Consider the following 20,167-nt stretch of genomic DNA (forward strand, 5'->3'; position numbering starts at 1 on the left):
TCCTCGCCCGTCGAGAGCATGCCCGAGAGCCCGAGAGTGGATCAGCCGTGGACGCAACGCCGTACGTGACCATCGTCCTGCCGTGTTACAACGAGCAGGACCACGTCATCGCCGAGGTCGAGCGCATCTGCGAGGCAATGGACCACAGCGGATACACCTACGAGCTCGTGGCGGTCGACGACTTCTCCACCGACGAGACCCTGGCCAGGCTGCAGGAGGCCGCGCCCAGGTTCCCGAACATGCGGATCAGGGCCTTCCACCGCAACGGCGGCTCCGGCACGGTGCGCAGGATCGGCACCCAGGAGGCGAACGGCGAGATCGTCGTGTGGACCGACGCCGACATGACGTACCCGAACGAGCGCATCCCCGAGCTCATCCAGATCCTGGAGAAGGACCCGGCGATCGACCAGGTCGTGGGCGCGCGGACCAGCGAGGAGGGCTCGCACAAGTTCCTGCGGGTCCCGGCCAAGTGGTTCATCCGCAAGGTGGCCGAGCGGCTCGCCGGGCAGAAGATCCCCGACCTCAACAGCGGGCTGCGGGCGTTCCGCAAGTCGGTCGCCAAGCCCTATCTGAGGCTGCTGCCACCCGGGTTCTCCTGCGTCACGACGATCACGCTCTCGTTCCTGTCGAACCAGCACGACGTCTACTACCTGCCGATCGGCTACAGCAAGCGGGCGGGCAAGTCCAAGTTCAGCTTCGTCTCCGACGCCTACCGCTACATCCTGCAGGTGCTGCGGATGGTCATGTACTTCAACCCGCTCAAGGTCCTCATGCCGCCCGCGCTCTGGCTGGTCGGCATCGGCCTGGTCAAGGGCGTCGTCGACATCGTCCGCTACGGGTTCTACCTGACCAGCAACACCATCGTGATCTTCCTGTCCGGCCTGCTCATCGGCTCGCTGGCGCTGCTGGCCGACCTCATCGTGCGCTCCAGGAGCGAGTAGTGCGGATCGCCGTCGTCGGGCCGACGTACCCCTACAAGGGCGGCGGGGCCGCGCACACCACCGAGCTCGCCCACCGGCTGCGGGCCGCCGGGCACGACGTGGTGATCGAGTCGTGGCGGGCGCAGTACCCCTCCTTCCTGTATCCGGGCAAGCAGACCGCCGACACGCCCGACGGCGAGCCGTTCCCGCACGTCCTGCGCGACCTCGACTGGCGCCGCCCGGACGGCTGGGTCCGCGCCGGGAGGCGGCTCAGGAGCGCCGACCTGGTCATCCTCGCCGTTCTCAGCCCGGTGCAGGTCCCCCCCTACCTGGGCATCCTGTACGGCCTGCGCCGCAGGACCCGGGTCGTGGCGCTCTGCCACAACGTCCTGCCGCACGAGCGCAAGCCGTACGACACGCCGCTGATGAAGGCGCTGCTGCGCCGGGTCGACGCGGTGCTCGTCCACTCCGAGGGGCAGGCGGAGAAGGCCCGCGACCTGGCGGCCACGCCGGTGCGGGTGGCCGAGATGGCGCCGCACCTTCCGTCGGGGACCGAGCGCCGCGGCCCGGAGGAGGGCGTGCACGACAGGCTGCTGTTCTTCGGCCTCGTCCGGCCGTACAAGGGGCTGGACCTGCTGCTCCGCGCGCTGCCCGAGGGGGTGTCGCTGCGGGTCGCCGGTGAGTTCTGGGGCGGCCTGGAGGAGACGACCAGGGCGCTGGTCACCGAGCTGGGGCTGGACGGGCGGGTGGAGCTGCGGCCGGGGTACGTGGCCTCGGCCGACGTGCCGGGGCTGTTCGCGGACGTGGACGCGCTGGTCCTGCCCTACCGGAGCGGGACGGCGAGCCAGCAGGTGTGGCTCGGCCACGAGCACGGGGTGCCGGTCGTCGCCAGCCGGGCGGGCACGCTCGGCGACCACGTCACCGACGGGGTGGACGGGCTGCTGGTCGAGCCGGGCTCGGTGGAGGGGCTGCGCGCCGCGCTGGCCGCGTTCTACCGGCCGGGCGAGCCCGAGCGGCTGCGCGCCGGGGTCAAGGCCGTCGACCCCGAGCCCTACTGGACCTCCTACGTCGAGACACTGGTCTCCGGCTCGGGCTCGGGCTCCTCGCGCTGACGGTCCGCGGGGGCGGAGAGGCGTCCCCACAGGAAGCCGATCCCGGCCCAGCTCAGGTCGGCGAGGGTGAACATCACCCTCGACACCACCGCGGCCACCAGCGCCCTGGGGGAGTCGAGCACCGGCGCCAGGGCGAGCACCAGCGCCCCCTCACGGACGCCGATCCCGGCGGGGACGATCACCGTGACGATGCCCGTCGCCCAGGCCAGCGCGTAGGCGCCGACCGCCACCGGATAGAGGGAGGCGCCCGAGGCGCCCAGGTCGGCCATCGGGAGCAGCAGATGGGGGCCGTACACCAGCCAGCCGGTGACCGTGAGGGCGACCGCGACGAGCACGGCCCTGCCGCTGAGCAGCCGGCCCTGGCCGAGGGGCTCCTGGCGGGCGATCCGCAGGGCCAGGTTGAGCCCGAAGGTGAGCACCGCGGGGTGCAGGCAGACGGCGATGACGGGGATCAGCGCCAGCAGGTACCACGCCTGGGTCATGATCTCGCGCAGGGTCACCGCCGCGACGAGCAGGGCGCAGCCCAGGGAGATCAGCAGGGCGAGGGAGACGGAGCCGAACATGCGCCGGGGCGGCACGTCGTGGTCGCGGCCGAGCTCCATCATCGCGGCGTACGCCCAGACGCTGCCCGGCACGTACTTGCCGAGCTGGCCGACGAAGAACACCCTCGCGCTGCTCCCGAGGGGGAGCGGAGAGCCCATCCCGGCCAGCACCGTCCGCCAGGCCAGCACCATGACGCCGATCCCGGCCATCACCGAGAGGTAGGACCCGGCGAGCGACCACCACGACAGCTGCGAGATCGCGGCCGCCGTCTCGTCACGGTTCCCGGCCAGGCCGTAGCCGAGGAAACCCACCGCGACCAGCGCGAGCAGCACCCGGAGGAGGCGGCTTGACCGCAGTCGGCTGAGCATCCGCCCAGGGTACGACGCTCTCCTTACCCGGCGGTAGGGTCGCGGCTCACCGGTACTCTTGGGCGGCGTGGCGGAGTGGTGGCGGGCCGCGTCACGCGAAGGGAAGAAGAGGAACGGTGAGCGAGTGATGAGCGCCGAGCGGGTCGCGCAGCTTGAGTACTCCGAGTTCCAGGCGGCGATGCTGGACGAGGAGAAGCGCCGCAGGAAGGCCGCGAAGATCGTCGCGGTGCTCGGGCACTTCCTCGGCAGGGACAGGGACGTCCTCGCCGGTCTGACGGTCGCCGACATCGGCTGCTCGGCGGGCTTCATCGCCGACGAGCTCGCCGCGGCGGGCGCGCGCCACACGTTCGGCGTCGACATCGACGTGCCGGGCCTGCGCAAGGCGTCCCGGAGGTTCGGCGAGCGGGTCGAGTTCGTGTGCGCCGACGGCACCGCGCTGCCCTTCCCCGACGGCTCGATCGACGTGCTGGTCTTCAACCACATCTACGAGCACGTGGTCGACCCGGACGCGATCATGGCCGAGATGCGCCGGGTGCTCTCCGAGGACGGCGTCCTCTACCTGGGGCTGGGCAACCGGCTCGGGGTGATGGAGCCGCACTACAAGCTGCCGTTCCTGTCCTACCTGCCGCCCGCGCTGGCCGACCGCTACGTGCGGCTCTCCGGCCGGGCCGACAGCTACTACGAGCGCTACCGGACCCGCCGGGGCCTGCGGAGGATGGCTCGCGGCCTGCGGGTGTGGGACTACACCTTCCCCGTGCTCGCCACCCCCGCCGCGTTCGCCGGGAACGAGCTCTTCCACGGCCTGGTGGGACGGGTGGCGGGCGGGGCGCTGTCGAGGCTGCCCCGCCCGGTGCTGCGGGCCCTGCTGCCGGTGGTGCCCACCTACCTTTGGGTCGCGACCAAGGGCGACCGCCGCCCGGCCGGACCCTCCCTGCCCCGCCCGCCAGAGCCGGTACGCCCCCTGTGAGCAGCTCTCGACGGGTCTCCCACGAGCCCTCTCCCGGCCACGCCGTGATCGCCGTGACCTCTGCGGGTTCCGTGAGTTCCCCACGGGTCTCCCGCGAGCCCTCCCCCGGTCGCGCCGTGACCGCCGACGCCGCGGCTCCGGACGCGACTCCGGGCGCGACCCCTGCGGGTCTCCGGTGAGCGCGGGCGCCGGATCCGGTACGTCCGTCCTGAAGCGCGTGGTCCGGATCGCCTTCCTGCTCGTCGCGCTCGGGTTCGGCGCGTGGGTGGTGGTGGGCCAGTGGGACGAGATCCGCGCGGGGTTCGCCCGGCTGTCGTGGACGTCGCTCGCGCTGTCGCTCGTCGCGGTGCTCGCCGCGCTGTGCGGCGGGATGATGACGTGGCGGGCGCTGCTGGCCGACCTGGGCTCGCCGCTGCCCCTGCGCGAGGGGGCGAAGGTCTTCTTCGTGGGCCAGCTGGGCAAGTACATCCCGGGCTCGCTGTGGCCGGTGATCGCCCAGATGGAGATGGGCCGGGAGCTGGGCGTGCCCAGGTCGCGGAGCGCGGCGGCGTTCTTCCTCACGCTGCCCGTGCAGCTCGGCAGCGGGCTGGTGGTCTCGGGGGTGACCCTGCTGGCGGCGCTGCCGGGGTCGGTGGCGCCGTACGCGTGGGTGTTCCTGCTGATCCCGGTGCTCGCGGTGGCCTTCGAGCCGAGGGTGGTCAACGCGGTCCTCGGGTTCGGGCTGCGCAAGCTCGGACGCGAGCCGCTGGAGCGCCCGCTCACCCGCGGGGGCATGCTCACCGCGCTGGGCTGGGCGCTGCTCGGCTGGATCGCGTACGGGCTGCACCTGGCGGCGATCGTCCACGACCTCGGATCCTCCGGGTTCCCCGCGATCCTGTTCTCGATCGGCGCGTTCGCGCTGTCGTGGTGCCTGGGGATCATGACGTTCGTCGTCCCGGCGGGGGCGGGAGTGCGCGAGGTGGCGATGGTGGCCGTCCTGGCGCCGGTCCTGGACCAGGGAACGGCCATCGCGGCGGCGCTCTGCTCCCGGATCGTGATCGTTCTCGGCGATCTCCTCTGCGCGGGTCTCGCGGGTCTGGTGGCGCGCCGCGCCGAGGGGTCCCGGAACGACCACGCTTCGGGAAAAGCAGTGTGATTTCCCCCACGGTTTCCGAGACTCTGGCAATAGAGTAAACAGAGGAAGGGGACGGTCGTCCCGCTGTGGATCTTGAGGGGAGCGATCCTTCTTGCCGCCGAGAGTGCTCGTCGACGCGGCCGCGGTTCCGGCCGATCGCGGTGCGCTGATCAGGTACGTCGATGGACTCGTCGCCGCACTCGACAGGGCGGGCGCCGACCTCGCGGTCGTCTGCCAGCGCGCCGACGCCGCCAGATACGCCGGCCTGGCGCCTTCCGCACGAATCGTGCCGGGGCCTCACGGGATCACCAACCGGGCCGCCCGCCTGACGTGGGAGCAGACGGGCCTGCCGTTCCTCGCCCGGCAGGTCGGCGCCGAGGTCATCCACGCCCCCTACTACTCGATACCGCTGAGCTCGGGCCTGCCGACCGTGGCGACCGTCCACGATCTCACCTGCTTCACCGAGCCGCTGCAGCACGACGCGGTCAAGGCGGCGTTCTTCCGCGCCGCGACCCGCACCGCGGTCCGGCACGCCACCCGGGTGATCGTGCCCTCCAAGGCGACCAGGGACGAGCTGATCAGGATCCTCTCGGCCGACCCGACCCGCATCGACGTCGCCTACCACGGGGTCGACCCGGCGCTGTTCCACCCGCCGTCCGAGCGCGAGATCACGCACGCCTCCGACCGGCTCGGCCTGCACGGCACCCCGTACGTCGCCTTCCTCGGCCCCCTGGAGCCGCGTAAGAACGTGCCAAACCTGATCCGCGGCTTCGTCCGCGCCGTGGGGGACATCCTGGATCCGCCCGCCCTGGTGCTCGCCGGGGGCATCCGCGACGTCGAGGTGGACGCCGCGGTGGAGGAGGTCCCCTCGACCGTGCGGGTGCTCCGGCCGGGTTTCCTGTCGTTCGCCGACCTGTGCGGCTTCCTCGGCGGGGCGGTGGTCGCGGCGTTCCCGTCGCGGGGCGAGGGTTTCGGGCTGCCGGTGCTGGAGGCCATGGCCTGCGGCGCGCCGGTGCTCACCACCCACCGCACCTCGCTGCCCGAGGTGGGCGGCGACGCGGTCGCCTACACCGAGCCCGACGCCGAGAGCATCGCCGAGGCGCTGCGCACGCTGCTCTCGTCACCCGAGCGCAGGGAGGCGCTGTCCGTGGCCGGGATCGCCCGCTCCAAGGAGTTCACCTGGGACGCCTCGGCCGAGGCGCACCTGCTCTCCTACCAGCGCGCGGCCGAGTAGTGAGCTAACCTCGCGGAATGATGGAGACCCCCTTGCCCGATCTAGAGGCGATCCTCCTTGTCGGTGGACGAGGGACGCGCCTGCGTCCGATGACGCTCGGCACCCCGAAACCCCTGCTGCCCACGGCCGGGGTTCCCTTCCTCGCCCACCAGCTCGCCAGGGCGCGGGCCTTCGGCGTGCGCCGCATCGTGTTCGCCACCTCCTACCGGGCGGAGATGTTCTCCGAGGCCTTCGGGGACGGCGAGGCGTTCGGCCTCTCGCTCGAATACATGACGGAGGAGGTCCCGCTCGGCACCGGCGGGGCCATCCGCAACGCGGCCGAGGCGCTGACCTGCGGCCCCGACGCCCCGGTGCTGGTCCTCAACGGTGACATCCTGTCCGGTCACGACATCGGCGAGCAGATCGCGACGCACGTCGCGAGAAAGGCCGCCGTCACCCTGCACCTGACCGAGGTGGAGGATCCCTCGCGTTTCGGCTGCGTGCCGACCGACGAGGACGGGCGGGTGACCGCCTTCCTGGAGAAGACCCCCAACCCGGTCACCAACCGGATCAACGCCGGGTGTTACGTCTTCACCCGCTCGGTGATCGACACGATCCCGGCGGGCGAGGTCGTCTCGGTCGAGCGCGAGACCTTCCCCGGCCTGATCGAGGCCGGTGCCCTGGTGCTCGGCTTCGCCGACGCCTCCTACTGGCTCGACGTGGGCACGCCCGCCGCCTTCGTGAAGGGCTCCCGCGACCTGGTCCTCGGACGTCTCGCCTCGCCCGCCCTGCCGGGGCCCACCGGCGACTTCCTCGCCCTGCCCGGCGCCATGATCTCGCCCGAGGCCAAGGTCTCCGGCGGTTCCGTGATCGGCGCCCGCGCGATCGTGGAGTCGGGGGCGCAGATCAGCGGCAGCGTGCTCGGCGACGACTGCGTCGTGCACTCGGGGGCGGTCGTGGTCGACTCGGTGGTCGGCATCGGGGCGAGGGTCAACTCCGGAGCGGTCCTGCGGGACGTGGTCCTCGGCGACGGCGCCGTGGTCGGCTCGGGGAACGAGCTGATCGCGGGCAGCCGGGTCTGGCCGGGCGTCGTGCTCCCCGAGTTCGCGATCCGCTTCTCCAGCGACATCTGACCGTTCGCGGCGCGGGCACCTTCGTGAGGGAACGCGAGTGGTGCCCGCCGTGGCCGGTCGACCTGGCGCTCGCGCTCGACCCGCACCGGCGCGGGACCGGCGACCCCGCCCTGAGGCCGGCGCCCGGCGGGGCCTTCTGGCGGACCTCGCGTACGCCGGACGGGCCGGGGACGCTGCGGGTGTCCCCGCTGAACGGCGGGGTGGCCGCCACGGCGTGGGGGCCGGGGGCGGAGTGGATGCTGGAGACGCTTCCGGCGCTGCTCGGAGCCGGTGACGACGTGTCGGGGTTCGTTCCCGGGCACGAGGTTCTGAGGAACGCGGCGAGGCGCTATCCGGGGCTCAGGATCGGCAGGACCTCACGGGTGTTCGAGGCGCTGGTCCCGGCCGTACTGGAGCAGAAGGTGGTCTCCACCGAGGCGTGGCGGGCGTGGCGGTGGCTGCTGGGCCGCTACGGCGAGCCCGCGCCGGGGCCCGCGCCCGAGGGGATGAGGGTCTTTCCCGAGCCCGAGGTGTGGCGGTCGATCCCTTCGTGGGACTGGCACCGCGCGGGGGCGGAGGCGGTGCGGGCCCGGACGATCGCGAACGCCGCCCGGCACGCGGGGAAGCTGGAGGCGATCGAGGGCAGCGCCGACGCGGATCGGCTGCTGAGGGCGCTGCCCGGGATCGGGGTGTGGACGTCCGCCGAGGTGCGCCAGCGCTCGCACGGCGACGCGGACGCCGTCTCGGTGGGCGACTTCCACCTGCCGTCGCTGGTCGGCTGGTCGCTCGGCGGCGAGCGGGTGGACGACGCGCGGATGATGCTGCTGCTCGCTCCCTACCGGGGGCACCGGCACCGGGTCAGCCGGCTGCTGGGGTTGGGCGGTGTGCGGCCACCCGCTCGCGGGCCGCGAATGCCCGTTCGCGACTACCGGTCGTTCTGAGCGCTCCCTCGTCGGGGGAGGGTTCGTCGCTGTGCCAGTCGAGGCTGTCGCGCGTGTCGGCGCCGATCAGCGGGGCGAGGAGGGCGACGGCGACGACGGCGACGAGGACGATGAGAAACGCGATCATTTTCGGCTCCTGGAGGGTGGGGTCCGAGGGGATCTCCTCGGGGGATCCGGATGGGTCTCCCGCTGAGTGCGGAGGCTTCCGGTTGACGTCTCTAATTTATGCACCTGCAAGTATTTACGTCTATCGAGACTTACTTGACCGCATGCTTTAGGAGATCTGAAGTGTCGGGCTCTCTGCCCGGCACGTGCCGTCTGTGGGGGGCCGGGTCCGCGAGGGGTACCCGCCGCCCCGCATGTTCGTGTCGCGCCGTACTGTGCCGTCATGAGCGCTAACCCCACCGACAACGCGATGCGCCGGGCTCTGGCCAGGGCCCGCGACGGCAAAGCTCTCGATACCGCCGAAGCCACCGTCCTGCTGCACGCGCGGGACGAACATCTGGAAACCCTCCTCGACCACGCGGGGAGGGTGAGGGACGCGGGCCTGGAGGCGGTCGGACGACAAGGGATCATCACCTACAGCCGCAAGGTCTTCATCCCCCTGACGCGGCTCTGCCGCGACCGCTGCGGATACTGCACGTTCGCCACCGCCCCGCACAAGCTGGAAAGCCTGTTCCTGAGCCCCGACGAGGTGCTGGAGATCGCCAGGCAGGGGGCGGCGCTGGGGTGCAAGGAGGCGCTGTTCACCCTGGGCGACCGGCCGGAGGACCGCTGGCACCAGGCCCGCGAGTGGCTGGACGCGCACGGCTACGACGACACGCTGTCCTACGTCCGCGCGATGGCCGTGCGGGTGCTGGAGGAGACCGGGCTGCTGCCGCACCTGAACCCGGGCGTGATGACCTGGCAGGACCTGCAGCGGCTCAAGCCGGTCGCGCCCTCCATGGGCATGATGCTGGAGACGACCTCGCGGCGGCTCTTCGAGGAGAAGGGGCAGGCGCACCACGGCTCGCCCGACAAGGACCCCGCCGTGCGGCTGCGGGTGCTGGAGGACGCCGGGCGGACGAACGTGCCGTTCACCAGCGGCATCCTCATCGGCATCGGCGAGACGGTCGAGGACCGCGCCGAGTCGCTGTTCGCGCTGCGCAGGGTGGCGCGCGAGTACGGCGGCATCCAGGAGATCATCGTCCAGAACTTCCGCGCCAAGCCCGACACCGCGATGCGCGGCATGCCGGACGCCGACCTGCAGGAGCTGGCCGCCGCCATCGCGGTGACCCGGCTGGTGCTGGGGCCGAGGATGCGGGTGCAGGCCCCGCCGAACCTGGTCGACTCCGAGTACGAGCTGATGATCAGGGCGGGCATCGACGACTGGGGAGGCGTCTCGCCGCTCACGCCCGACCACGTCAACCCCGAGCGTCCCTGGCCGCAGATCGACGACCTCGCCGCCCGCACGGCCGCCGCCGGGTTCGCGCTGCGCGAGCGGCTCACCATCTACCCCGAGTTCGTGCTGGCCGGGGAGCCCTGGCTCGACCCGAGGCTCAACGCGCACGTGGCCGCCCTGGCGGACCCGGAGACCGGGCTCGCCCGCGAGGACGCGGTCCTGACCGGCCGTCCCTGGCAGGAGCCTGACGGCGGTTTCGTCTCCGTGGGCCGCGTCGACCTGCACACGGCCGTCGACACCGAGGGCCGCAGCGCCGACCGCCGCGACGACTTCGACGACGTGTACGGCGACTGGGAGGCGCTCAGGGAGCGTCTGCCCGCCGCCTCCTCGATCGTGCGGGGCGACGTCAGGGAGGCGTTGCGGCAGGCCGAGAGCGATCCGGCGGGGCTGAGCGACGCCCAGGCGCTCGTCCTGCTGGACCTCGCCGGGGACCAGGACGGCGCGGGCGCCGACGACGCCGCGCTGGACGAGCTCTGCCGGATCGCCGACGGCCTGCGCCGGGAGGCGGCCGGGGACGACGTCACCTACGTGGTGAACCGGAACATCAACTTCACCAACGTCTGCTACACGGGCTGCCGCTTCTGTGCCTTCGCGCAGCGCCGTACCGACGCCGACGCCTACACCCTCTCGCTGGAGCAGGTCGCCGACCGCGCCTGGGAGGGGTGGCAGGCCGGGGCGACCGAGGTGTGCATGCAGGGCGGCATCCACCCCGACATGCCGGGCACCGCGTACTTCGACATCGCCAGGGCCGTCAAGGCGAGGGTGCCGGAGATGCACGTCCACGCGTTCTCGCCGATGGAGGTCATCAACGGCGCCAGCCGTACCAACCTGTCCATCGAGGACTGGCTGGTCGCCGCGCGGGAGGCGGGCGTCGACTCGCTGCCGGGCACCGCGGCCGAGATCCTCGACGACGACGTCCGCTGGGTGCTGACCAAGGGCAAGCTCCCGACCAGGGAGTGGGTCGAGGTCATCTCCACCGCGCACCGGGTCGGCATCCCGACGACCTCCACGATGATGTACGGCCACGTCGACAACCACGCGCACTGGGTGCAGCACATCCGGCTGATCCGCCGCATCCAGGAGGAGACCGGCGGGTTCTCCGAGTTCGTGCTGCTGCCGTTCGTGCACCACAGCGCGCCCATCTACCTGGCGGGGATCGCCCGCCCCGGGCCGACGGCGCGGGAGAACCGGGCCGTGCACGCGCTGGCCCGCGTACTGCTGCACGGCGCGATCTCCAACATCCAGTGCTCGTGGGTGAAGCTCCAGGACGGGCTCTGCCGCGAGGTGCTGCTGGGCGGGGTGAACGACCTCGGCGGCACGCTCATGGAGGAGACGATCAGCAGGATGGCCGGGTCGGAGAACGGCTCGTTCAAGACGATCAGTGAGATCGAGGCCATGGTCGCCCCGACCGGGAGGCCGGTCCGGCAGCGGACCACCTCCTACGGCGTGCCGGACGCCGAACGGGTGGCCGCGGCCAGGGCGAGCGACGGCGTCTGCCGCAGCGTCCGCCCCGATGCCCGCCCCAACGCGCTCCCGCTGCTCTCCCTGGAGCCGTCGGCAAAATTATAACGAGTTCTACATCTGACCGCCTTTCGTGAGAGGTTCGTGGGCACAATCATCATTCTCTTGTAGCCGTATGTAGGGAGAGGTACGGGTTTGTCCTCCTCCGGTCGACACCGTGTGGCCGCCGGCATCGCGCGGCGCCGGCGGCAGGCCCGCCTGCGCCTGTCGCTGGCGGCGGTCGCGATCGCGGTGGCGCTGGCGGGCGGTGCCGTCCTGGTGTCCGGCCGGGTGGGGAACTCGTGCTCGGCCCGCGACCCGGTGCTGGTCGGCGTCGCCGCCGCCGTCGACATCGCCCCGGCCGTGATGGAGGCGGCGGGGCGGTTCAACCGGAGCCGGACGGGCGTCGACGGCCGGTGCGTGCTGGTGCAGGTGACCGAGCAGCCGCCCGCCACCGTGCTGCGGACCCTGCTCGGCGGCACCGCGGGGGTGCTCAGCAGCCGCCCGGACGGCTGGATCTCCGACTCCTCGGCCTGGATCCGCCTCGCCCGCAAGCAGGGGGCCGCGGACCTGGCCGGGACCGAGACCGTCGTGGCGACCTCGCCCCTGGTCTTCGCCACCCGCAAGTCCCTCGCCCGGCGCTTCGCCCTGGGCAGGACCGACATGAACTGGCGGATGGTCTTCCCCTCGACCACCCGGGGCCGGATCCGGCCGAACGAGAACGAGCCCGACGTGGTCCGCGTCCCCGACCCGTCGCTCGCGGGGGCCGGGATCGCCACCGTGGCCGCGGCCAGGGACGTGGTCGGCAGCGGCCCCGAGGCCGACCGGGCGCTCACCGCGTTCGTCCGCTGGGCGCAGGCGGGGTCGGCGCCCGACTACCGGAGCATGCTCGCCACCGTCGACGACCGCTCCTTCTGGAAACGGCCGGTGGTGATCGTGCCGGAGTCGGCGGTGTGGGCGCACAACCGGCTGCCGTCCGACGACCCGGTGGTCGCCCTGCACCCCCGCGAGGGGACGATCAACCTCGACTACCCGTACGTGGTCACCTCCTCCGACGAGGCGAGGGCGGGCGGGTCGCGGGCCTTCGCCGCCTGGCTACACTCCCCGGAGACCCAGGAGGGGGCCCGCAGGGCGGGGTTCCGCTCGGCGGACGGCTCCCTGGGCCCGTACTCACCCGGACCCGAGATCCCCACCGAGGCGCCCCGCACCCGCCCGACCATCCTGCCCGCCATGATCGACGAGGCGCTGGAGGCGTGGAGCAGGCTCGCCCCGCCGACCAACATCCTGGTCATGGCCGACACCGGCAGGCACATGGCGGAGCCGATCAGGGGCCGGAAGGGGAAGACCAGGCTCACCGTCGCCCTGGAGGCCGCCAGGCTCGGCCTGCAGCTCTTCCCCGACTCCACCCACATGGGCCTGTGGGACTTCTCCTCGGCCAAGGGCCCCGACCAGCGCGAACGGGTGCGCGTCGGCCCGGTCGTCGAGCCCGACGGCGGCCAGGTCGTCCGGCGCGGCCGCCTGGAGGAGCTGACCCGCACCCTGCGCGCCTCCGCCAAGGAGCCCAGCGCCCTGTACGACTCGATCCTCGCCGGGTTCCGGGAGATGACCAAGGTCTACGACGAGGAGATGAACAACACCCTGGTCGTCATCACGGCCGGGAAGGACGACGGCAAGGGCGTCTCGGGCGCCGATCTGGTGCGGGCGCTGCGCGAGGAGTGGGATCCGGAGGCGCCGGTCCAGGTCGTAGTCCTCGCCTTCGGCACCGACCTCGACCGTGCCACGCTCACGCAGGTCACCTCGGTCACCAACGGCTCTCTGCACGTCGCCCAGGGCCCGGAGGAGATCATCGACGTCTTCCTGTCCGCCCTCGCCAGGCGGCTGTGCCACCCCACCTGCCGTACCCCCGCCTGAGCGTCGCTCTCCTCGCCCGCGACCAGGTACACATGATGAAATGTGCTGTCTTGTCGGGGCGTACTGCCTACGACCGCTGGGTGATCTAGAGAGAGGGCTGGGCGTGTGAGCGAGGCGAGTTCAGGGGGCGGCGGGCAGCGGCGGAGGCTGCTCATCGAGCGTGCCAAGACCTACACGGAGATGGAGCGCTTCGAGGAGGCGGCCGCCGACCTGACCGAGGTGCTCGGGCTCAACCCCGGCGACGACGTCGCGTGGGCCAACCGGGGCGAGCTGTACCGGAGGATGGAGCGGTTCGAGGAGGCGGTCGCCGACTTCGACCGCGCGATCGGGATCGACCCCGGGTACGCGTTCGCGATCGGCAGCCGGGGCCAGGCGTACGCGGCGCTCGGCCGGTCCGCCGAGGCCCTGGCCGACTTCGACCGCGCGATCGAGCTGACCCCGGACCAGGTCTGGCTCCTCGGCGACAGGGCGAGGCTGCTGCGCGGGCTCGAACGGTACGACGACGCGGAGACCGACCTGATGCGGGCGATAATGATCGCCCCCGAGGACGCCGACCTGTACAACGCCCGCGGCGACCTGTACTACCAGATGGACCGCTACGCGGACGCGCTCGTCGACTTCTCCCACGCCCTGAGCCTGGAGCCGAACAGCGTCTGGGCGCTCGTCTCGCGCGGGGAGACGCACCGCATGATGGACGCGTTCGACGAGGCGCTCGGGGACCTGAACCACGCCCTCCAGCTTGAGCCCGGCAACGACCGCGCCCTCGCGAGCCGCGGGGCGGTCATGCACGAGCTCGGGCGGTACGAGGAGTCGGTGGCCGATCTCAGCAGGGCGATCGAGATCGACCCCGAGTACACCTGGGCCTACATCCGCAGGGGCGAGGTCCTGCGTGCCCTCGGCCGCTACGAGGACTCGCTCGTCGACATCAACCGGGCGATGGAACTCGACGGGAACCTCGACGGGAACGAGGAGAACTGACCCGGCCGGAACCGGGCCCCGAACAGGTCCGCGCAGTCCCGAACGGGCAGACCTGGTCCGGACAGGGGCGACTCCGAACGGGAGGACCCGACCCCGTCAGGACCCGGCCCCGGACCGGTCCGGCGGACGACGGGGAAGGCGAGGAAGTCGGGGAAGGCGAGGAAATCGGGGAGAGTCCTAGCGGACGACGATGAAGTCCGCCGCCCGCCTGGGGGCGCGGTCCCTGGGCGGGGCGGCGGGGTGGCCGATGGCGACGGCGCCCATCGGGTCCCAGCCCGCCGGCAGGTCGAGGACCTCGCGGACCACGTCGCGGCAGAACATCGTGGACGACACCCACGCCGAGCCCAGCCCCTCCACCGCGAGCTGGACCAGGAAGTTCTGGACCCCCGCACCGGTCGCGACCACGAACATCTCCCGCTCGGCCGCGTCGCGCCGGTCGTCGCCGTAGGTGTGCGAGCCGTCCATCACCAGGCAGGGCACCGCCAGGTACGGGGCCGCGCGCAGCACGTCGCCCCGCCTGACCCGCTTGACGATCGACTCCTCGGAGAAGCCGTCCCCGCGCAGGTCGGCGATCCAGGCCTCCCGCATGGCGTCGAGCAGCTTCTCGCGGGTCGCGGCCGACTCCAGCAGGACGAACCGCCACGGGGTGGTGTGGTGCGGCGCGGGCGCGGCGATCGCGGCGTCGACCGCCCTGCGGACCAGGGCGCCGTCCACGGGCTCCGCGGAGAACTCGCGGACGGTCCTGCGGGCGAAGACCACGTCGCGCGAGCCGTACCGGAACATGTCGTCGGCGGACGGGCGGAGCAGCTCGCCGACCCCCGGCCCGTCGTCCTCGGTGGTGTACTCCGCCAGACCTCTGATCACCGCCACCGGGGTCTGCGCGACCTTCCCCTTGACCAGGTCGGCGGCGGCCGCGAACTCGTCGGCGACCGCGGTCAGGGTGACCTCCAGCGCGTTGCCGTGGTCGTCGGACATGCCCCGGTAGTCGAGCGCGGGGGTCACCCCGGCGAGGCCGACGGCCAGGTCGGTCTGGCCGTTGCGCCACGGGCGGCCGAAGGTGTCGGAGACGACCACGCCGACCGACACGCCGAGCAGCTCCCTGACGCGCGCCCGCACGGCCGAGGCGGAGGCGTCCGGGTCGGCGGGAAGCAGGACGACCGTGCCGGGACGGGTGTTGGAGGCGTCGACCCCGGCGGCGGCCATCACGAACCCGTGCGCCGTCTCGGCGATCACGGTCTCACCCCTGCGGGCGACCACCCGCCTCGTCTCCGCGCCGACCGCCTCGGCGCGGCTCACGCCGCGCAGCACCCGGCCCTCGGCCTTGCTGGAGATCTTCGAGGTGACCACGAGGATGTCGCCGTCGCGCAGGTCCGGCATGGCCGTGGCGATCAGCTCCCCGACGTCGTCGCCCTCGCGCACCTCGGGGATGCCGGGTACGGGGAAGATCTCCAGCCTCACGTCGGCGGACTCCTCCCGCCCGCGCCTGAGCCGGCTCATCGCGCGCCCTCCTCACGGACCGAGGGGGCCTTCTCGTACGGCGCCGGAGGGGAGGCGTCCCGGCCCGCGAGCCGTACGGCCATGTCCAGGGCGGCGCGGGCGATGGCGGCGGCGGCCTCGACGTCGTGCATGATCAGCGGGCGGGCCTCGACCTCGACGCCGTCGAGGGCCACCCCGGCGTCCTCCTCCGCGACCAGCCAGCCGTCCACCAGCGGCGATCCGTACAGTTCGAGGACCGCCTGCGCGGTGGTCTCCACGCCGATCGCGGTCAGGCAGGCGTCGGCCATGCCCCGGACGGGGGCGCCGCCGACGATGGGCGAGACGCCGACGACGGTCTTGCCCTCCAGGGCCTCGCGGATGCCCTTGATCTGCAGGATCGTGCCGATGCTGACGACCGGGTTGGACGGCGGGAGGATCACCGCGTCGGCGGCGGCGACGGCCTCCAGCACGCCGGGTGCGGGGGAGGCCTCGTCCGCGCCGACCAGGATGATCTGCTCGGCCGGGACCGAGGCGCGCAGCCGCACCCACCACTCCTGGAAGTGGACGGCGCGACGGCCCCGCTCGTCGGAGATGACCACGTGGGTCTCGGTCCTGTCGTCGCTCATCGGGATCAGGCGTACGCCCGGCCGCCAGCGGGCGCACAGCGCCTCGGTGACCGCGGACAGGGGATATCCGGCGTCGAGCATCTGGGTGCGGACGATGTGGGTGGCGAAGTCGCGGTCGCCGAGGCCGAACCACTGCGGTTCGACGCCGTAGGCGGCCAGCTCCTCCTTGACGACGTGCGACTCCTGCCGCCGTCCCCAGCCCTGCTCCTCGTCGATGCCGCCGCCCAGCGTGTACATCACGGTGTCGAGGTCGGGGCAGACCCGCAGGCCGTAGAGGCTGATGTCGTCACCGGTGTTGCCGATGACGGTGATCTCGGAATCGGGGGCCGTGGTGAGGAGGCCCCGCAGGAAACGGGCGCCGCCGATGCCGCCGGCGAGGGACACGATGCGCATGCCGTCCAGTGTTCCACTAGGTCACCGAGCCTGTTGGCGGGGTGTCCGCGGGCGGTTCACAGTAGGCTTTTCATGATCGTTATGGGAGGTGTCCACCCTGGCCGGATCGCCTGATTGGCCGCCCGAAATGTGGGCTTATAGGGTGTAATGGAGTACTTATGGGACTGGTGGGCTTCCTGGGACCACCGGCAGCAAAGTCAGCCATGTGCAAAACTGACCCGGGTTTACCTAAAGACCCTATGGGGGTAGTTGTGATCAATGTCGAGGCAGTCCGGCTCCGAGAACCGGCGGCGTGGCTCATGGTCGCCGTCGCGTCCGCGAGCGTTCTCGTCGGCATCGAGCGCCTGCTGGTCGGGGGCGGATCGTCGTCCTTCGCCGAGCGCGCGGCTGACTCCCTGGGGCGGCTCACCTCGCCGGTCGTCCCCGCGCTGCTCGTCGGCGGCGTGCTGCTGGCGACCAACCTCGGCCCGGTGATCCAGCGGCTGAAGGCGATGGCCCTCGTGGTGGCCGGCACGCTCGGGCTCTCCGTGCTGTTCGGCCTGATCGGCCTGGTCAGTGGGTTGTTCGGCGGGGTCGAGGGTTTCCTGAGGAAGGTCGAGTTCCTCCTCGTCAACCTGCCCGCCCTCGCGCTGGCCGCGGTCGCGCTGCTGTACGTGCTGCCGAAGGCGGTCCCCGCGGGCTCGCGCGCCGGCGCCCTCCGCGAGGACGGCGGCTTCGGCCGCTCCCCGGAGCACCGGCAGGACCAGCGGTACGACGCCTACGGCCGGCCGCCCGTTCCCCAGCAGGGACAGGCCCCCTTCCAGGAGCACCCCCAGGGCCCGCAGGGTCCTCAGGGCGCGTACCCCCAGGGTCCTCAAGGTCCTCAAGGTCCTCAAGGTCCTCAGGTTCCCGGCCCGCAGAGCCCCCAGCAGATGCCCCAGCGGGGCGTTCACCACCCGCAGGACCAGGGTCCGCAGGGCGGTCACGGCTACCCGCAGGACCAGGGCTCGCAGGGTGGCCACGGCTACCCGCAGGAGGCTCCGCCCGTTCCGGCCCCGCAGCCCCCGTACGACCGCCCCGCGCTCCCGCCCGCGCCCGCGCACGGTTCCGCCGGAGCGCCGGAGGGGTACGGCCGGCAGGCGCCCTCCCAGGCGCCGCCCGTGCCGCAGGCGTCTCCCGCGCCGCAGACCGGTGACGGATACGCCCAGACCGGTGACGGATACGCCCAGGCCCCCTACGCGCCGCCCGCCGAGAACCAGCCGTACGCCCCGCGGGCCGACCCCTACCAGCAGCCGGAGCCGCAGGGACAGGGGCAGGGTTACCCGCAGTCCGTTCCGCAGCCGTCACAGCCCGCCGCCCCGGCCGCGAGCTACACCCCGAGCCCGTACGTCGCGGCGGACGTGCAGCCCCCGGCCCCGGCGAAGCCGTACGACCCGCCGGCCGCGGCCTACGACCCGCCGATCTACGCCGCCCCGGTGGAGCCGCAGGCCCAGACGGAACCCCGGCTGCCGAGCTACCCCCAGTTCCCCGACTCCTCGTCCTACGGGCAGCCCGAGTCGTCGTACGGGCAGCCGGAGTCGCAGGGCTTCGGCCAGCAGGCCGAGCCCCCTGTCTCCTCGGCCCCTGTCTCCTCAGCCCCTCCGGCCTCCCAGGCTCCCCCGGGTTCCCCGTCCTCCCCGGCGTACGGGCAGGAGCCGCAGCCGTCGGGCTCCGGGCGGCACTCCAGCCCCCAGCTGCCCAGCTACTCCCAGTACTCGGAGTCGTCGTACGGGCAGTCCGACTCGCAGGGCTTCGGCCAGCAGCCCGACTCCTCGTACGGCCAGCGCTCGGACCGGTCGCAGTCCGACTACGGGCAGAGCGCCTCCTCCGGGCAGTTCGACCCGCTCTTCGGCCAGCAGGCCGAGCCGCCGACCTCCCCGGTTGCCCCGGTCTCCCAGGTCTCTCCGGTCTCTCCGGCGTACGGGCAGGAGCCGCAGCCTTCGGGTTCCCGGCGGCAGCCCGAGCAGCAGGGGTACCCGCAGGGCGACCCCCAGGCCGACCCGCTGGGCTACCAGCGGTCCGAGGCCCAGGGCTTCGGCAGGCAGCAGGAGCAGCAGGGCTTTGGCCAGCAGGAGCAGCAGTCGTCCGGGTACGGTCACCAGCCCGAGCAGCAGGCCCCCGCGTCCTACCCGCCGGCCGACGGGCGCCAGGGCCGGCCGCTCGACGACCGGTCGCGCCCGCCGTTCGACGGCCAGCCGCCGCAGTCCTTCCCGCAGCCCCCGGAGAACTACGGCCAGCCGTTCAGCGGTTACTCCGGCGCGGAGTTCGCCCGCCAGGCCGAGCAGAACCCGTCCTACTCCGCGCCCGACCCGGTGGACCTGAGGTCCCAGCAGATGGCCCAGGCCTACCAGCAGGCGGAGAGCTACCAGCAGCAGGCCCAGCAGGGCGGCGCCGAGTCCCAGCCGCGCGTCCCCGAGTACGGCTCCCCGGGCTACGAGGGCCCGTTCGGGCACCCGCAGCAGACCCCTCAGGCGCCCCAGGCCCCGCAGAATCCCCAGCCCGCGCAGGCTCCGCAGTCCTCCCAGTCCTCCCAGTCCTCCCCGGCTCCGCAGACGCCGCCGTACCAGTCCCACCAGTGGGACCCCCAGTCGGAGGCGACGCTCCGCTTCGACCCGAACGCCTACCAGGGGGACCCGCTGAGCGGTCCCGCGCCCGCCGCCAGGACCTGGGACTCGCAGCCGATAGACCCCACGGCGATCTACAAGCCCGAACAACGCCCTGGTCAGGTCACGGATGAGGAAACCCCGGATAGAGAGAGGGTGGGCCCCGGTCAGGATCAGAACATGTCCTGGTACGGTTCCGACCGCCGAGAGCACTGAGCCCCTGGCGGTCGAAGCGATCACCTGGTGCAATTGCCGTCGTGGCAGGCACACGACCCACAACCGGGGAGAGCAGGTCTTTCCCCGGATACCAGCATGCCGCTTGACGCCACACCGGGCACGCGCGTGTAATTACACACGTGTTGTTACGCCTTCCTCTGGGTGGGTAAGGGGGAGGCGTTCATAGGGGGGCTCCAATTTTGCGGGCGTGCGGCAGGGAGGTGTGCAGTGGCCGACCTGGTCATCGCACAGGAGAGCATCGCTGAAGAGCAGCTTGGCTGGCAGGAGCGCGCCTTGTGCGCGCAGACCGACCCGGAGGCGTTCTTCCCGGAGAAGGGAGGGTCCACCCGCGAGGCCAAGAAGGTTTGCCGCTCCTGCGAGGTGCGTGCCGAATGTCTTGAGTACGCACTTGAGCATGACGAGCGGTTCGGAATCTGGGGTGGGTTGTCGGAGCGTGAACGCCGCCGGATCAAGCGCGAGGCGGTCTGAGCCGTCCGCGACCGGATGGCGAGAAGGCCTGAGCGCTTCAGGATCCGGACAGTCCGGACGTCCGAGTGCCGACGAACACTATGAACACTGATCAAACTGACCAAACAGATCAAACTGATCGACACGAACACCATGAACACCGGTCGACGCCGACGGACACCGAAGACGTGCCGAAGACGGTCGAGCGGTCTGGCAGAAGCATGTGACGCCTCTCCGAGGCGCTTGA

General features: G+C 72.1%; 15 protein-coding genes. 12 read left to right on the forward strand and 3 right to left on the reverse strand.

All coding sequences use genetic code 11. The annotated features are described in order from the left end of the window. Positions 1-47 precede the first annotated feature (47 nt). Positions 48-941: a glycosyltransferase family 2 protein gene (locus ACSC1Q_RS20665; RefSeq protein WP_350973122.1), complete on the forward strand. Its 894-nt coding sequence runs from the start codon at positions 48-50 to the stop codon at positions 939-941. Next, positions 941-2,032: a glycosyltransferase family 4 protein gene (locus ACSC1Q_RS20670; RefSeq protein WP_436760337.1), complete on the forward strand. Its 1,092-nt coding sequence runs from the start codon at positions 941-943 to the stop codon at positions 2,030-2,032. Before ACSC1Q_RS20665 ends, ACSC1Q_RS20670 begins: the two co-directional genes overlap by 1 nt. On the opposite strand, the gene ACSC1Q_RS20675 is transcribed toward ACSC1Q_RS20670, so the two are convergent. Continuing rightward, positions 1,984-2,943 (reverse strand): lysylphosphatidylglycerol synthase domain-containing protein, encoded by a 960-nt coding sequence (locus tag ACSC1Q_RS20675; RefSeq protein WP_436760338.1) that lies wholly within the window; start codon positions 2,941-2,943, stop codon positions 1,984-1,986. The two genes, ACSC1Q_RS20670 and ACSC1Q_RS20675, sit on opposite strands and share 49 nt — an antisense overlap. 127 nt (positions 2,944-3,070) lie before the next feature. On the opposite strand from ACSC1Q_RS20675, the gene ACSC1Q_RS20680 reads away from it, so the two are divergent. From ACSC1Q_RS20680 to ACSC1Q_RS20715, 8 genes are all read left to right on the forward strand, one after another. Continuing rightward, positions 3,071-3,910: a class I SAM-dependent methyltransferase gene (locus ACSC1Q_RS20680; protein ID WP_436760339.1), complete on the forward strand. Its 840-nt coding sequence runs from the start codon at positions 3,071-3,073 to the stop codon at positions 3,908-3,910. 217 nt (positions 3,911-4,127) lie between these two features. Continuing rightward, complete coding sequence (locus ACSC1Q_RS20685; RefSeq protein WP_436760340.1) at positions 4,128-5,045, forward strand: lysylphosphatidylglycerol synthase domain-containing protein; 918 nt, start codon at positions 4,128-4,130, stop codon at positions 5,043-5,045. Between the two features lie 91 nt (positions 5,046-5,136). Continuing rightward, positions 5,137-6,258, forward strand: coding sequence for a glycosyltransferase family 4 protein (locus tag ACSC1Q_RS20690; protein ID WP_436760341.1), 1,122 nt, complete (start codon positions 5,137-5,139; stop codon positions 6,256-6,258). Between the two features lie 32 nt (positions 6,259-6,290). Then, on the forward strand, positions 6,291-7,370 hold the full coding sequence (gene manB, locus ACSC1Q_RS20695) for a mannose-1-phosphate guanylyltransferase (RefSeq protein ID WP_436760342.1): 1,080 nt from the start codon (positions 6,291-6,293) through the stop codon (positions 7,368-7,370). Between the two features lie 23 nt (positions 7,371-7,393). Further along, on the forward strand, positions 7,394-8,290 hold the full coding sequence (locus ACSC1Q_RS20700; protein WP_436760343.1) for a DNA-3-methyladenine glycosylase family protein: 897 nt from the start codon (positions 7,394-7,396) through the stop codon (positions 8,288-8,290). Positions 8,291-8,678: 388 nt separating this feature from the next. Further along, on the forward strand, positions 8,679-11,300 hold the full coding sequence (locus ACSC1Q_RS20705) for a bifunctional FO biosynthesis protein CofGH (protein WP_436760344.1): 2,622 nt from the start codon (positions 8,679-8,681) through the stop codon (positions 11,298-11,300). Between the two features lie 111 nt (positions 11,301-11,411). After that, positions 11,412-13,142, forward strand: coding sequence for a substrate-binding and VWA domain-containing protein (locus ACSC1Q_RS20710; RefSeq protein WP_436760345.1), 1,731 nt, complete (start codon positions 11,412-11,414; stop codon positions 13,140-13,142). Positions 13,143-13,247: 105 nt separating this feature from the next. Continuing rightward, positions 13,248-14,120 carry a tetratricopeptide repeat protein gene (locus tag ACSC1Q_RS20715; RefSeq protein WP_436760346.1) on the forward strand — a complete coding sequence of 291 codons (873 nt, stop codon included), beginning with the start codon at positions 13,248-13,250 and terminating at the stop codon, positions 14,118-14,120. A 177-nt stretch (positions 14,121-14,297) separates the two neighbouring features. Here the strand turns inward: ACSC1Q_RS20715 and ACSC1Q_RS20720 are convergent, their stop codons facing one another. Both ACSC1Q_RS20720 and cofD read right to left on the reverse strand, forming a co-directional pair. Beyond that, positions 14,298-15,617: a coenzyme F420-0:L-glutamate ligase gene (locus ACSC1Q_RS20720; protein ID WP_436760347.1), complete on the reverse strand. Its 1,320-nt coding sequence runs from the start codon at positions 15,615-15,617 to the stop codon at positions 14,298-14,300. Further along, positions 15,614-16,615 (reverse strand): 2-phospho-L-lactate transferase, encoded by a 1,002-nt coding sequence (gene cofD, locus ACSC1Q_RS20725; protein WP_436760348.1) that lies wholly within the window; start codon positions 16,613-16,615, stop codon positions 15,614-15,616. The genes ACSC1Q_RS20720 and cofD overlap by 4 nt, the downstream gene beginning before the upstream one ends. Before the next feature lie 251 nt (positions 16,616-16,866). Between cofD and ACSC1Q_RS20730 the strand changes: the two genes are divergently transcribed. Then, positions 16,867-19,452 carry a hypothetical protein gene (locus ACSC1Q_RS20730; protein WP_436760349.1) on the forward strand — a complete coding sequence of 862 codons (2,586 nt, stop codon included), beginning with the start codon at positions 16,867-16,869 and terminating at the stop codon, positions 19,450-19,452. A 228-nt stretch (positions 19,453-19,680) separates the two neighbouring features. Next, on the forward strand, positions 19,681-19,941 hold the full coding sequence (locus ACSC1Q_RS20735; RefSeq protein WP_037969494.1) for a WhiB family transcriptional regulator: 261 nt from the start codon (positions 19,681-19,683) through the stop codon (positions 19,939-19,941). Positions 19,942-20,167: the final 226 nt, after the last annotated feature.

This window comes from Streptosporangium heterodermiicola, assembly GCF_051390675.1.
Taxonomy (GTDB): Bacteria; Actinomycetota; Actinomycetes; order Streptosporangiales; family Streptosporangiaceae; genus Streptosporangium.